Source organism: Micromonospora sp. NBC_00362 (assembly GCF_026342155.1).
GTDB lineage: Bacteria > Actinomycetota > Actinomycetes > Mycobacteriales > Micromonosporaceae > Micromonospora > Micromonospora hortensis.
Map to the genome: position 1 here is coordinate 22,503 of NZ_JAPENH010000001.1, position 13,337 is coordinate 35,839.

General features: G+C 69.5%; 11 protein-coding genes. 9 read left to right on the forward strand and 2 right to left on the reverse strand.

The genetic code is table 11. The annotated features are described in order from the left end of the window. Positions 1–226: 226 nt before the first annotated feature. The 5 genes from OG992_RS00085 to OG992_RS00105 all read left to right on the forward strand — a co-directional run bounded on the left by OG992_RS00085 (position 227) and on the right by OG992_RS00105 (position 6,480). Positions 227–1,144 carry a dihydrodipicolinate synthase family protein gene (locus tag OG992_RS00085; protein ID WP_266301881.1) on the forward strand — a complete coding sequence of 306 codons (918 nt, stop codon included), beginning with the start codon at positions 227–229 and terminating at the stop codon, positions 1,142–1,144. Between the two features lie 178 nt (positions 1,145–1,322). Then, a complete protein-coding gene (locus OG992_RS00090; protein WP_266301882.1) occupies positions 1,323–3,368 on the forward strand; it encodes a M6 family metalloprotease domain-containing protein in 2,046 nt (681 codons plus the stop codon). 85 nt (positions 3,369–3,453) lie between these two features. Then, on the forward strand, positions 3,454–3,888 hold the full coding sequence (locus OG992_RS00095) for a hypothetical protein (protein WP_238684193.1): 435 nt from the start codon (positions 3,454–3,456) through the stop codon (positions 3,886–3,888). Continuing rightward, on the forward strand, positions 3,885–4,463 hold the full coding sequence (locus OG992_RS00100; RefSeq protein ID WP_266301883.1) for a redoxin domain-containing protein: 579 nt from the start codon (positions 3,885–3,887) through the stop codon (positions 4,461–4,463). The genes OG992_RS00095 and OG992_RS00100 overlap by 4 nt, the downstream gene beginning before the upstream one ends. Before the next feature lie 121 nt (positions 4,464–4,584). Beyond that, positions 4,585–6,480, forward strand: a complete 1,896-nt coding sequence (locus tag OG992_RS00105) for a CocE/NonD family hydrolase (RefSeq protein ID WP_266301884.1) — start codon at positions 4,585–4,587, stop codon at positions 6,478–6,480. Between the two features lie 258 nt (positions 6,481–6,738). On the opposite strand, the gene OG992_RS00110 is transcribed toward OG992_RS00105, so the two are convergent. After that, positions 6,739–8,436 (reverse strand): hypothetical protein, encoded by a 1,698-nt coding sequence (locus tag OG992_RS00110; RefSeq protein WP_266301885.1) that lies wholly within the window; start codon positions 8,434–8,436, stop codon positions 6,739–6,741. A 95-nt stretch (positions 8,437–8,531) separates the two neighbouring features. On the opposite strand from OG992_RS00110, the gene OG992_RS00115 reads away from it, so the two are divergent. From OG992_RS00115 to OG992_RS00130, 4 genes are all read left to right on the forward strand, one after another. After that, positions 8,532–9,725 (forward strand): glycosyltransferase, encoded by a 1,194-nt coding sequence (locus OG992_RS00115; protein ID WP_266301886.1) that lies wholly within the window; start codon positions 8,532–8,534, stop codon positions 9,723–9,725. A 198-nt stretch (positions 9,726–9,923) separates the two neighbouring features. After that, positions 9,924–10,277: a hypothetical protein gene (locus OG992_RS00120; RefSeq protein ID WP_238684188.1), complete on the forward strand. Its 354-nt coding sequence runs from the start codon at positions 9,924–9,926 to the stop codon at positions 10,275–10,277. A 103-nt stretch (positions 10,278–10,380) separates the two neighbouring features. After that, entirely contained in the window at positions 10,381–11,208 is an 828-nt protein-coding gene (locus OG992_RS00125) for a helix-turn-helix transcriptional regulator (protein ID WP_238684187.1), read from the forward strand. A 188-nt stretch (positions 11,209–11,396) separates the two neighbouring features. Beyond that, positions 11,397–11,939 carry a hypothetical protein gene (locus OG992_RS00130; protein ID WP_238684186.1) on the forward strand — a complete coding sequence of 181 codons (543 nt, stop codon included), beginning with the start codon at positions 11,397–11,399 and terminating at the stop codon, positions 11,937–11,939. Positions 11,940–12,131: 192 nt separating this feature from the next. On the opposite strand, the gene OG992_RS00135 is transcribed toward OG992_RS00130, so the two are convergent. After that, complete coding sequence (locus OG992_RS00135; RefSeq protein WP_266301887.1) at positions 12,132–13,217, reverse strand: hypothetical protein; 1,086 nt, start codon at positions 13,215–13,217, stop codon at positions 12,132–12,134. Positions 13,218–13,337 lie beyond the last annotated feature (120 nt).

Sequence of the window (13,337 nt, forward strand, 5' to 3'; positions counted from 1 at the left end):
CGCTGCGTGACAGGGATCGCGCGACCGCCAGTCCTTACCCTCCGGTGCCGGTGGGTCATCGCGCAAGGTCCACTGTCGAAGTCACGACAAAAAGACGGACGTCGCCGCGACTGTTCCGGCATCTGTCCGAAGACCGGGGGCGACGGGCGTTCCTAGGGTTCCGGTACGGACCGCACCAGCGCCGCCGCGCACGGTGCGGGTGGGATGACGGGCGGGGGATCGCCGAGTGGGAGCTGGTAGGCCCTGGCGGGGCGTGCTGGTCGCCATCGCCACGCCGTTTCGCGCCGACCTGTCGGTCGACTTCGACAAGCTCCAGGAACACGTCAGTTGGCTCGCCTCCGAGGGGTGTGACGGATTCGCGCCGTGCGTGTCGATGGGGGAGTACCGGGCCCTCTCCGACGATGAGCGGGCCGCAGTGGTGCGGGCGACGGTGCAGGCCGCGCCGTCCGGCTGCGCTGTGGTGCCGGGCGTCGGTGGCTACGGCAGCAGGCAGGCCCGCCGTTGGGCGGAGCAGGCCGCCGAGGCCGGCGCCCACGGCGTGCTCGCGCGGCCGCCCGACGGACCCGCCGCTCGTGCCGCCGACGTGGTCGCCCACTACCGGGAGGTGGCGGCGATCGGCCTGCCGGTCGTCGCCCACAACGACCCGTACGACTCCCGGTTGGACCTCACACCGGACCTGCTGGCGACCGTCGCCGAGATCGACGGGATCGTCGCCGTCAAGGAGGTCACCGGCGACGTACGCAGGTTGCACCGCCTGCGGGACCTCTGCCCGCACGTGGACGTGCTGGTCGGCGCGGACGACGTGGTGCTCGAACTGGTGCTGTGTGGCGCCACCGGATGGGTCGCCACCCTGCCCAACGCGCTGCCCCGCCAGGCCGTGCGCCTGTACGAGCTGTGCGCCGCCCGCGACCTGGGCCGGGCGCTGCCGCTCTACGCCGAGCTGCACCCGATCCTCGGCTGGGCCTCCCGGCCGGAAGCCGTGCAGGCCGTCAAGCTCGCCATGGAGTGCGCCGGACGGTTCGGTGGGCGGTGCCGCCCACCGCGCGGACCGCTGTCCGGGACTGCCGCCGACCGGGTGCGCCGCGACGTGCTGCGGGCCCTCGCGGCAACTGCCGATCCGGCTTCCGGGACGGGCCCTGGCTGATCCTCCGGTGGGCGCCGGTCATTCAGGTGTCGGAAGTCGCCGGCCCACCTGCCGACATCTGCACAGTGACCGGCACCGGCCCGTACTCCTAGATTCGCTGCGCGGCCTGCTGACAGGTGTTCCCCTCCACCCCCACCGGAACGCCGGCGCCGCGTTTCCTCCGACGAGAGGTGGTTCCGTGCACCGTGCTACCCCCCACCGCACCCGGCTGAGGCGGGCCGTGCTGGCCGCAGCCGTGGTGACCACGCTCGTGGCGACCGGCGCGGCGCAGGCCGCCGCGGCCCCGGCCAACCCGGCCGGCGGCACCGCGCCGTTCCAGGTCCTCGATCCGCAGGCCTGGCAGAACCCGGACACGATGACCTGGAACGACTACAAGGCCGTGCCCGGCAAGAACTGGGCCGACCCGAGCGTGTCCGGCTCGGTCCGCAACTTCAAGATCGCCCTGGTGGCGCTCGACTATCCGGACGAGACGTTCGCGGTGTCCCAGCGGGCCCGCTCGACGGTCTTCGGCAACCCTCAGTCCGTCGCGACAAACATTCCCCGGGCGGACGTGCCGACGTTCTACCAGGACTTCCTGAACACCCCGAACACCCTCAACAAGGGCCACACGCTGCACGAGTACTGGATGCAGGACTCCAACGGTCGCTACGGCGTCGACCTCACCGGGTTCGGGCCGTACCAGATGCCGGCCAAGTCCTACCAGTACGGGCTGGACAACGGGTTCAACCCGGGCGCCTGCCCGAGCGGGGACGTGTGCGGCAAGAACATCCGCACCGACGGCCTGGGCGCCTGGCGGGCTGCCGTCGGCGAGGAGGTCGCCAACCAGTACGAGCTGGTGTTCATCCTCAGCGCCGGCCAGGACGAGTCGTCGACCTGGCAGGAGTTCGGGCAGATGATCTTCCAGAACAAGGAGGACGTGCCGGACGCCTGGGGCCCGCCGGACCCCAACCTGCCGAACTGGGCGAAGACCCGCTACGTGGACTGGACCTCGTGGAAGGCGGCGGCGACACTGTGGCCGAACGCCGGCGGCGGCTCCTCGACGCAGGGGGAGAGTTCCGGCATGGGCGTCTACGCTCACGAGCTGACCCACCTGCTGGGCATCGGCGACAACTACAACAACCCGTACGGCGAGCCGCTGCGCAGGGCGTACACCGGGATCTGGAGCATGATGTCGCGTGGGTCGTTCAACGGCCCGGGCGGTCCGCACACCCGCTGGCAGATCCCGCCGACCAACGGCGGTTCGATGGGCTCGCTGCACACGGTGCGGGACAAGCTCAAGATCGGCCTACTCGGTGAGGAACACGTGCTGCGGCTCTCGCGGGAGTCGCTGGCCTCCTCGGGCCTGGTGGTCGCGCAGGTCACGGCCCGGGCGGTCGACGCCGGCCCGAAGGGTCTGAGCGGCGTGAACATCGCGCTGAACAAGGACCTGTCGCCGACATGCGGTGTCACCACCGACCCGTTGTGCGACGGTGGCAACTTCAACAACTACACGGTCGAGGTCGTCGACCGGATGGGTGCGGACTCCTTCACCCCGGACAGCGGCGTGCTGGTCAGCAAGACGAAGAACGCCGACAGCGCGCCGTTCCAGTGGGTGGTGGACTCCAACCCGCAGGACATCGACATGATCGACTTCTATCGGCCCGACGGCACCCCGCAGAAGATCACCATGGGTGACTACCGGCAGCTCTCCGACGCGCTGTTCCACGCCGGCGCGGACACCGGCAGCCAGTACGAGTACGTCGACGAGGCCAACCGACTGCACTTATACATCATCGACCTCAAGCGGGACTCGGCCGGCTCGCTCTCCTACACGGTGGCGGTCCGTTCGCTGGACGGCACCGGCGGGCCGAGCAGCCACGACGTCCTGCTGGGCAAGGGCGAGGTGACCGGCGGCGGCAAGCCGACCAACCGCGGGGTGACCTGCTCGTTCGAGCTGACCAACACCGGTTCCTACTCGGCCGGCGGGCAGCAGCACCCGGAGGACGTCAGCGCGTACCTGAAGTCGGACGTCTATCGCCTGTCGGCGGAGGTGGCCGGCAAGGGCTGGCGAACCTGGTTGCCCAACCAGCTCGCCACCGCGCAGTTCGGCAAGGCCACCACGGTCAAGGTGTCGGTGGGTGCCACCGCCGCCGCCGCGAACACCGGTTTCGTGAAGCTCACCGCGACCTCGGAGAGCGACCCGACGAAGACGGTGACCAAGCAGTGCCGGGTCGAGAAGTCCTGACCGGCGTCCGAGGTTGACCCCGTTCCTGCCGGGTCCGCGGCGGTAGGCCGCCACGGACCCGGCAGGCGGACGGAAGGAGGATGACGTGCGGCGAAGCATCGTGACTCTGCTCTCCCTGCTGCTGGCCGGCGCGACCGGCTGCGGCACCGTCGGCGCCGCCCAGGAGGCCGGCGATCCGACGACCGTCCGGGTCCTGGTTCGTGACATCAACATCCGGGCCGCGGGCGTGGACTGCGCCGGCACCGGCCCCTACCAGCACTTCCACAACCGGGCGCCGTTCCGCGTGCTCGACCCGGACGGGGTGGCGCTGGCCAGCGGGCAGCTGCCGGCGGGGACCGCGGTGGCCGCCTTCGCCGAGGATCTGGGGGTCGAGCGCCTGCCCACCTACTGCGAGTTCGCCGTCGGAGTGCGCGTGCCGCAGCGAACCTCCTACCGGCTGGAGGTGGACGGTCGCCCGGCGCTCGACCTGACGCCGGACAGCAGCGAGGGCCCGGCGCTGGTGGCGGTGGTGCCATCATGAGGCGGGTGTTCCTGCCGCTGGTGCTGGCGGCGGCGCTGCTGGGCGGATGCAGCACGCCCGAGCCCGCGCCCGCGCCGACGCCCGCCGGAGGAGCGGCGACGCTGCCCGGGCCGGTCCCCGCCGACCTGGCGTTGCGCCCGGCGCCCGGCACCGCCCCGGCCGCCCCGGCGTTCACCGGCGCGCTGACCGACGGCACACCGTTCGTCGCCGCCGAGCTGTGGGCGCAGCGACCCGTGGTGCTCATCTTCTTCAACTCCTGGTGCACCACCTGCGCCAGCAGCCAGGCCGCCCTCGGTGAGCTGGCCCGCAGCTATCGGGACCGGGTGGTTTTCGTCGGCGTGGCCGGCGCGGACCAGGCCGACGAGGTCCAGGACTACCTCCGCGCTCACCGGGTGGAGTACCCGGTCGTCCTGGACGACCAGCAGACGATCTGGCGCTCGTACGCGGTGCGGGAGCCGCCGACCGTTGTGCTGGTGGCCAAGGGTGGCGCCCTGCTCCGCGGCTGGCCGGGCGGTCTGGACGCCCCGACACTCGACCGGCGGCTGCGGGAACTGGTGCTGGCCGACACGCCGTAAGTCCCGTCGCCCGGGTACGGCCCGCGTCGAAGCACACCCGGCGAAGTTCCTACAGGTGCAGGTGGTGGCGCAGGCCACCGGCTCGTAGCGTACGCAGCCTCGGACACATCAAGGAGACTGCATGCCTAGAGTGGGAACGCGCTGGCGCACAGGCGTGGCCGTACTGTCCGCGACTGTGCTCGCCGCCCTCGGCGCGGCGCCGCAGGCGCAGGCGGCGGACGGCCCGCCGTCGATCGTCGTCCAGGACGGCGTCACCCAGCCGGTGTTCGGCTACGCCGACGCCATTCGGGAACGCCTGTTCATCGACTCCACCTTCGACAGCGACAACGATGGTCTGCGCGACATCATCGCGTTCGACCTGATGCGGCCGGCGGCCACCGCGCAGGGGCTCAAGGCCCCCGTGGTGATGGACGCCAGCCCCTACTACTCGACGGTCTGCCGAGGCAACGAGTCCGAGTGCAAGGCGGACCTCGACGGCGACGGGCTGCTCGACAAGTGGCCGCTGTTCTACGACAACTACTTCGTGCCGCGCGGCTACGCGGTCATCCTGCTGGACATGGTCGGCACCAACAACTCCACCGGCTGCCCGACCACAAACGCCAACCAGGACAACCTGAGCGCCAAGCAGGCCATCAACTGGCTCAACGGCCGGGCCACCGCCCGTAACGCCGCCGGCGAGGTCGTCAAGGCGGACTGGCACAACGGCAAGACCGGGATGATCGGCAAGTCGTACGACGGCTCGCTGGCCATGGCCACGGCGGTGACCGGCGTGAAGGGCCTGACCACTGTCGTGCCCATCAGCGGACCGACCGAGTACTACGACTACGTGCGCAGCAACGGCGTGGTCACCCGTGGCAACAGCTACGTGTCCTCGCTGGCCAACACGGTCACCAACCCCGAGCGCCGGGACTACTGCAAGCCGGTGCGCGACGCGATAGGCGCCGCCGACGGCGACGAGCACGGCGACTACACGGCCTTCTGGAACGAGCGCAGCTACGTCAAGAAGGTCCCCAACGTCACCGCCAGCGTCCTGCTCTACCACGGCCTCAACGACGACAACGTCCGGCCGGACCACTTCAGCAAGTTCTGGTACGCCCTGGCGGAGAACAACGTGCCGCGCAAGCTGTGGCTGTCGCAGGAGGGCCACGTCGACCCGTTCGACTCTCGCCGCGCGGTGTGGGTGTCGACGCTGCACCGGTGGTTCGACTTCTGGCTGCAGAACGTCGCCAACGGCATCATGGATGAGCCGCGGGTGGACCTGGAGCGCTCCGCCGACGTGTGGGAGACCCACGCCGACTGGCCGATCCCCGGCAAGGCCGACACGGAGGTGTTCCTCCAGCCCGGCACCACCGGCGCGGGCGGTCTCGGGCTGGTGCCCACCACGAAGCCGGCGACCGGCGCGTTCCAGGACAGCCGCACGCAGAGCCAGAACACCATGATCCTCAACCCGGACGTGGTGCAGCCCAATCGGCTGGCCTTCCTCTCCGCGCCACTCACCGCGCCGCTGCACATCTCCGGCACACCCACAGTGCAACTGCGGGCCTCCGCCGACCAGACCGACACCAACCTCGGGGCGATCCTTGTCGACTACGGCACCGACGAGCGGGTCGCGCACCGGGCCTCCGGCGAGGGAATCATCACCCTGACCACCGAGGACTGCTGGGGCCAGAGCAGCCCGACCGACGACGGCTGCTACAAGCAGACGACGAAGCGGGTGGCCACTGCCGACTACGAGCTGGTCACCAAGGGCATCATGGACGCCCAGAACCGGCAGTCGATCCGCGTCGCCGTGCCACTGGTGCAGGGGGAGTCGTACAACTTCAGCTTCCCGCTGCTGCCGGAGGACTACGTCTTCAAGCCCGGCCACCGGATCGGCGTGATCATCGTGGCCAGCTACCCGCAGTACTCCAGCCAGGCGGACACCACCGCCGCGAACCTGCAGGTCGCGCTGAAGAGCAGCAACATCGTCCTCCCCGTGGTCGGCGGCACCGCCGCCGCGCACGCCGCCGGACTCTGACCGGCTGACCGGCGGGCCGCCGCGCGCGGCTCGTCACCGGTGCGGCCCGGCGATCAATCCCTCACGGAGGGCTTCGATCGCCGGGCCGCCCCGCTGCCTGAACGGCCTGCACCCGAAGGTCGCCTGGACCGGCAGGTCACTGACGACACCGGACGACCTTCGCCGGGATGCTGCTCGGGTCTGGCGGCGATGGTCAGGGGACCGGCCTGTTGGTCATGGGACACCTGGTGGCCGGACGTCGGGTCGCTCTGGCGTGTCTCACCTGCTCCGGCCGTGGCGCAGCGGCCGATTCAAGGCGTTCGCCAGCGCGTTGTCGAGGCGGTGTGCCTCGCGCAACGTGGCGTCGGCGCGGGGGTCGCCCAGATCGCTGTAGACCTCGGCCAGGTCCACCACTGTGCACACATGGGTGGTCGACACACTGAGTCTGGTCTTGACGCAGTGTTCCCGCAGAGATTCAAGGTAGTCACGCGCCTCAGTCAGATCACCGGCCGCACGGCATGCCCGGGCGAGGTTCAACGTGATCTGCGTCCAGCCGTAATCGCCGTGTCGCACCAGCTTGTTCGCCTCATCCAGCAGCTTCCGAGCGGCAGCGGTAGGCGCACCGCTGGACAGCAGGTGCGCCGCGTGGTCATTGAGGGCATCGACCAGCAGCCCACGAATGTGGTCCGTCGAACATGTCCCGTACAACGTCCGTAGGATTCCGACCGCCTGCTCGTGAGCCGCGCCGGCGTCCGCAGCGCGTCCTGCCGCGGCAAGGATGTTGGCATGCACCGTGAGGCTTTCGGCGTACGTCTCGCAGCCGGTGCCGTACGCCGCGGCGACGTGGTCCAGCGACTCTGTCGAGGTACGGATGGCATCTGCTGTCCGGTTGGCCGCCCGGTGTGCCAGTGCCAGATTTCCCAAGCTGTCGCCAGTCAGTTCGCGATCCTGCACGGCCAGGGCGATCGCGACGGCGCGCTCCGCGAGCACGGTCGCCGCGTCCGGGTCCTCGACACCCTCGCGCACGTACACCGATGCACGGTCGAGTAGGTAGGCAACATCACCCAACTGCACCTGGTGCCGCTCCGCCGCCCGGCATACGGCCAGCACGTGGGGGTACCCGAACTCCCACTCCGTCCATGAGTCGCTGTGGTGGGTGTCGGACCGCAGCGCATGGGTGAGGAAACGCAGCACGGCAGCGGTCCAGTGAGCATCCTGCTGAGGCGTCACCTGCTCTCTCACATGGACGGCGATATTCGTCGGCACTGATACGTGACCGCCATCTATGTCCAGCAGGCCCCGGGTCCGCAGCGCTGTGCACGCCTCTCGTAGCGCGGTGGGGGAAGCGCATGCGACCTCGGCGCGGCCGGGTAGACAGTCACCCGCCTCGCGCAGCAGCGAGTTCGGGAACGGGTTGGCCGGAGCCAGCCGGGCCAGCACCTGGAGTAGGTCACGGCCATTCGGTGCCGCGGTGGCGAGGCGCTTCCACTCGTATTCGAAGGTCGTGGCGTCCATTCGGGGTCCGTCGGGTAGATCCGTGGAGAGCGCGGTGCGCAGTTCGGCGGCGAGTTTCAGGACGCCCGGGAGGGAGTCCTTGTCCCCCCGTGCGCCGCCAGCCCACATGAGGCTCTGCACGCGTTGACGTTGGGCAGTAGCCCTGTCTGTGGGTATGTCGTTCACGATGAGGTGGGGATACGCGCCGTACAGCTCAACAGGGGTCAGGCCCTCGTCGATGTATCGGGCCCAGCAGCGGATCGCCCGGTCCGCGGCCGCCCCGGCGACGGCGCGTTCGAGGTCGAGGAGGCAGCCTCGGATGCGCTCGACGATCCAACTCGCACGGTTCGGTGAGGACGGACCGAGCCCCACGAACGCGGCGCTGTCGGCGACCTTGGCCAACGCCGCGCGCTCGACCGATCGGGTGCAACCGCGGTCGACCTTGCGAATGACGTCTCGGACGGTCACCAGCCCGGTGGCCATCGTCCGCCACGCTGCCTCATCCGACATCAGTGACTCCAAACGATCTTCATTCGATCGGTGTTGAATTCATTCTTTTGTGCTGGTCGGCTGCCGCCATGACCGAGACACCGCTGACCATCTTGTTCGTTTGCGACGAGTGGTCGCCTGCAAAAGGTGGCATCTCCGTGCTCAACCGAGCCCTGGCCGTCGCGTTCGCCGGGTGCGGCGACGCTGTGCTGTGCCTTGTCGCGCAGGCCACGGATGCCGAGCGCGCCGACGCTGCCCGACATGGCGTCCGGCTGTTCGTCGCCGACCGCACGCCTGCGGGTCCGGACCTCCACCTGCCAGTTGCTGAGGTCGTCGCACGGCAACCCGACGTCGTCGTAGGGCATGACCGCGTGACCGGGCACATCGGCTGGCTCTATGCCCGTAAGTTCGGCGCCACCGCGATGGTCCACATAGTGCACACCGCCCCTGCTGAGATTGAACCGTACAAGGGTAGCGGTGAGGCGTCTGCCCGGGTGGAGGCGCGCGAGGCATACACCGTTGATCTAGCGGGGCAGGCTGACGTCGTCGTCGGCGTGGGGCCCCGTCTGGCCCGGTACGCCACACACCTCCTCGACGACGGCTACGGGGGTCGCCCTGTTCTCCGCCTCGACCCAGGGCTGGACCCGGACCCCCTCGACCGGGCACGCCGGATTCCGGTACGCGCGAATGTGATGGTCCTCGGCCGTACCGGAGACATAGAACTCAAGGGCCTCGACATCGCGGCTGGCGCTGTCGCCGCCCTGCCAGACAGGCCCGACCGCCTGGCTCCGCTGCTGTACGTTCGCGGCGCCCCAGCCGAGCAGTGCGAGCAGGTGCGCGCCACGCTCGTCGGCCTTACCGACCTGGCCCGAGGTCGAGTCGACGTACGCCCGTTCTCGGAGGACGGCGTGGCGGTGCGCCGGGACCTTCGGCGTGCGGCGCTGTGCCTGATGCCTTCCCGGGCTGAAGGCTTCGGTCTGGCGGCGTGGGAGGCGCTCGCGGTGGGCACCCCGATCCTCGTCAGCGCGCAGAGCGGGCTGGCAGAGTTGCTGCGGGAACAGCTGGGGGCCTCCGCTGACAGCTTGATTGTCGACATCACCGACGACCGCGACCGTGACATTCGGACGTGGTCAAACGCGGTGCAGCGAGTGTTGGACGACCTGCCCACCGCCTTCGCGGAGATCCACCGCCTGCGCGAGCGGCTGCTCCTCCGCTTCTCCTGGTCAGCGGCGGTCGCGACGCTCGGATCCGCGATCCGAGCACAACTGCCAGACCTGGACTGAACCTGGACGACCGACGTCTGTTCTCGCGTGCGGCCGCACACGGGAGACGTCTGGCCAGGCTTCGGCGGAGATGAACGTGCGCCGTCTCCTCCTGTCGGATGCAACAGGAAACACGTTCCGGAAAGAGGTTCGGACGGTTGACGCTCATGGCAGTCGGCTGGTCCTCCTACCAGTCCAGAGTGCAGGGGAGAGTGCGCGATGTCAGAAACCAGGGTTGCCTTCCACCGCCGTCTCGGGCGGATGACCGCGATCGTCGGTGCGGCTGGGGCTCTCGTGGCGGCGACGAGTGTGCCGGCATCCGCCGCCGGTCCATACATCAGCTCGAACTCCGGAGGCGCCAACATCCGAAGCTGCGCCTACACCGGGTGCTCGTCCAACGGGTACTACGGCAACGGCACGTCCGTCACGATGGTCTGCTGGACCGACACCCAGTGGGTCTACCCGCCGAGTTCCAACTACGCGTCCAACCGCTGGTTCAGGGTCAGTGCCCCGACGGGCGGCTTCATCCACTCCTCGCTGGTCGCGGCCCAGGTGTCGACGCCCGTGTGCTGATCGTGGCGGTGGTCCGGCGGTCACCTCCGGCCGCCGGACCACCGCCGTGCGAAGGTTGACCTTGATACAGTTACGATGTGTCCTGCCAAGGCGACGCTGCGCCATGATGGCCGCCCGCGACGAGGAGTGCGAACCGCCTAACGACACCGTGGAGCGGCTGGGAGAGTGCCTCCGCCGACGCCGTAAGGCCGCCGGGCTGTCGCTATCCGGGCTCGCTCGAAAAGTCAACTACAGCCGCGGCTATCTCAGCAAGGTGGAGACAGGCCGCGCACCGGGCAACATCCAGTTGGCGGAGCGTTGCGACGAGGCGCTGGGGACCGGCGGCGCGTTGGCCAAGCTCGCGCGGGCGCAGCTGCGTGACCCGCACCCGCCCGAACGGACGGGGCCACGCGATCCCGCGCCGGACTCGCCGCTCGGGTGGCCCCGCCAGCGTCGCCGCGACGTCGCGACATCTCGGCACCGCACCGACGAGCCATTCGCCGAGGCTGAGCTGCCGGTCTCGTCGGCCACAGCCGTCGCGTTCATGCTCGCTCTCGACGAAGCGCACAACGCCCTGCGCGCCGTCGCCCGTGCCGACCTGCCGCCCTCGGCCCGACGTGGCCCAGCCAATGAGGTGCTCCATGACGCACGGGTGTACGCGCTCCGTGAGCGGCTCCTCGTGCTCGGCACCGTGCCGTTGGTGAGCGCGGCCGAAGCGGCGTTCCTGCGGCTCATCGCGGTTCGGGACGCGATCCGGACCGGGGCGCGTTTGGAGGAGGCGGCCTACCATCAGGTCTACCACCCGTTTGCCGAGGCGCTGTGGACCTTCCGGATGGCTTTGCGGGCCGACCTGGGGCAGTCGCCGTTGACCCCGGATGCGATCGGCCGGCGAGACTGGTCGGACCGTGAACGGTGCCGCGACTGTGAGCAGCAGGGATTTCCCTCCGCGTAGACCCGGTGGTGACGGCATTGGGCGACGCGCAGAGAGGCCAGTAAGGCGGGTCTCTGTGTGTCGTCTGGACGCGCCGGTAATCCGGCCACGATTCCGGTAACACCCTCCGCCGGTGTTTCCTGACCCCAGTCATACCGGAGACAGGAACACATGGTTGGCCGGACACATCGTCGGCGGATACTGAAGACGTGGAATGGATACCATTCGTCGGTGCGATCTGCGGAGCCGCTATTGCCCTCGCCAGTGCGGTGAGCGTCGAGGTACAGCGCAACCGTGCCGAGCGTCGACGCGGCCGTGAGGGGGAGCGCATCGGCTATTACCTGGACTTTGCCGTGGCGCTCGACACCGCCCACAGCGCGCTCCGGGAGATCGCCCAAAGCGGTGAGGGCGCGTCACATGGTCTCCGTTCCGCCAGCCGCGTCGTCCACGAGGCGAACGTGTTTACCGCGCGAGAACGTCTACTCGTCGCCGGTACCAAAGAGATCGTCAAGGCCGGGGAGATGGCCTACCAGGGGTTGATCGGGGTGCGGAACGCGATCCGCTCCGGCGTGACGCTCTCGTCGGAGGAGTACCACCGCGCCTACCACGAGTTCGCCGAGGCGATCTGGCAGTTCCGGATGGCGGTGCGCTCAGAGTTCGACCAGGCCCGGTTGGAGCCAGCCGACCTGAACCGACGAAGCTGGTCCGAGCGGGAGGATTGTCGTGGGTGTCTCGAGTTGGCAGGACGATGATCTGGCGGCCACGAATGGAGCGTGACCCCAGCACCGCGACGCTTCGATGGACGGCCAGGCGGGCTGCGCGCGGCACCGGGTTCTAGACACTCGGGTCCGCCGGATCTCGAAGACTCAGCGGACTTACCACGAGTGCTGGCCCTTGACCGCGCCGGCGGCAACGGAAACCGTCACCGCCGGCGCGGCCCGACATCACAGCCGGGAGGTGAAGGTGGCCAGGAAGCGGTGCGGGGTGACGACGCCGGCGTTGTCGAAGCAGATGACGTCGACGTCGGCGTTTGTGGTGTACGGCCAGGGTTGGGTGAGGTGGCAGTAGTTGTTACCGGTGCCCTGCGCCACCACCTGGGCGTGCGTCTCCTTGAGGCCGACCTGCGGGAAGGTCGCCAGGTAACGGCCGGCGGGCGCCAGCGGTGCCACAGTGTTCGCGCCGACGCCGAGCACTGAGTTGTCGTTGGTCGGCCCGCCGACGGCGGTGCCCAGATATCCGAAGTACGACGGCGGTCCGAGCGAGCCGATCACCGGCCGCCGACGGTGGTACGAGAACGCGAAGTCGGTGTTGACGAACGCGCCGGCCTGGTCGTAGCAGAAAACGTACACCTGCACTCCGGTGCCGACCGCGCTCCAGGAGTAGACCTTGCAGCGACGCGGACCGGCGTTCGGCTGCACGGCGGTGACCTGCACGTTGCCGGCGAGCACTCCGGCCAGTCCCACCCCGGGCAGCCGCACCAGATACTGCCCGACGCCGAGCGGCCCGACAGTGTTCACCGCACCCGTGGAGTTGTACGACTGCGCCACCAGGCCGCTGCTCCACTGCGCGTACGCGTGGGCGGTGCCGGCTGGAAGCACGCCCGAGCTGGTCGTCCAGAGCACTGTGAACGGAGTGTCATCGCGCGCGCCGCCCGGCTTGTGGCACTGCACGTCGACGATCTCGTCGGCGCCGGACTGGAACCAGCGAACGACCTCGCAGTAGTGACCGGTCCGGTTCACCGGGGTCACGTGCGGCACGCCCCGGGAACCGGCGCCGATCTGCGGGAAACGGACCTGGAACCGGCCGGGTGCGAGCTTGATGCCGTCGGCCCAGGCGGCCGGGAACGCGGTCTTCCAGCTACCCCACTGCCGGCTGGTGTCCAGCACGGTCCAGACCGACACGGTGGGGTCCTTGACGTACGCGAAGCCCCAGCGGTCGGCGGTGGCCGCCGCCGCCGGTGCCGGCGGCGCGAGTGCGCTGGCGGCCAGGACGGCGGCCACCGCCGTGGTGACGAACGATCGGAGACGCATCTGTTCCTCCAGTCGACGGGAACATGTCGAAGAGGAGTGTGCGCGTAGTGATCTGATGGTCACAGTCGGCTACATCGTGCTCTGGTGTCGGCTGTCCGCTACTCGTGACCGCACTTCTGC

Bases quoted from the DNA above. Each gene is read 5' to 3' on its own strand.
- OG992_RS00100 (WP_266301883.1), top strand. From the start codon at position 3,885: ATGAGGCGGGTGTTCCTGCCGCTGGTGCTGGCGGCGGCGCTGCTGGGC.
- OG992_RS00105 (WP_266301884.1), top strand. From the start codon at position 4,585: ATGCCTAGAGTGGGAACGCGCTGGCGCACAGGCGTGGCCGTACTGTCC.
- OG992_RS00110 (WP_266301885.1), bottom strand. From the start codon at position 8,436: ATGGCCACCGGGCTGGTGACCGTCCGAGACGTCATTCGCAAGGTCGAC.
- OG992_RS00115 (WP_266301886.1), top strand. From the start codon at position 8,532: ATGACCGAGACACCGCTGACCATCTTGTTCGTTTGCGACGAGTGGTCG.
- OG992_RS00120 (WP_238684188.1), top strand. From the start codon at position 9,924: ATGTCAGAAACCAGGGTTGCCTTCCACCGCCGTCTCGGGCGGATGACC.
- OG992_RS00125 (WP_238684187.1), top strand. From the start codon at position 10,381: ATGATGGCCGCCCGCGACGAGGAGTGCGAACCGCCTAACGACACCGTG.
- OG992_RS00135 (WP_266301887.1), bottom strand. From the start codon at position 13,217: ATGCGTCTCCGATCGTTCGTCACCACGGCGGTGGCCGCCGTCCTGGCC.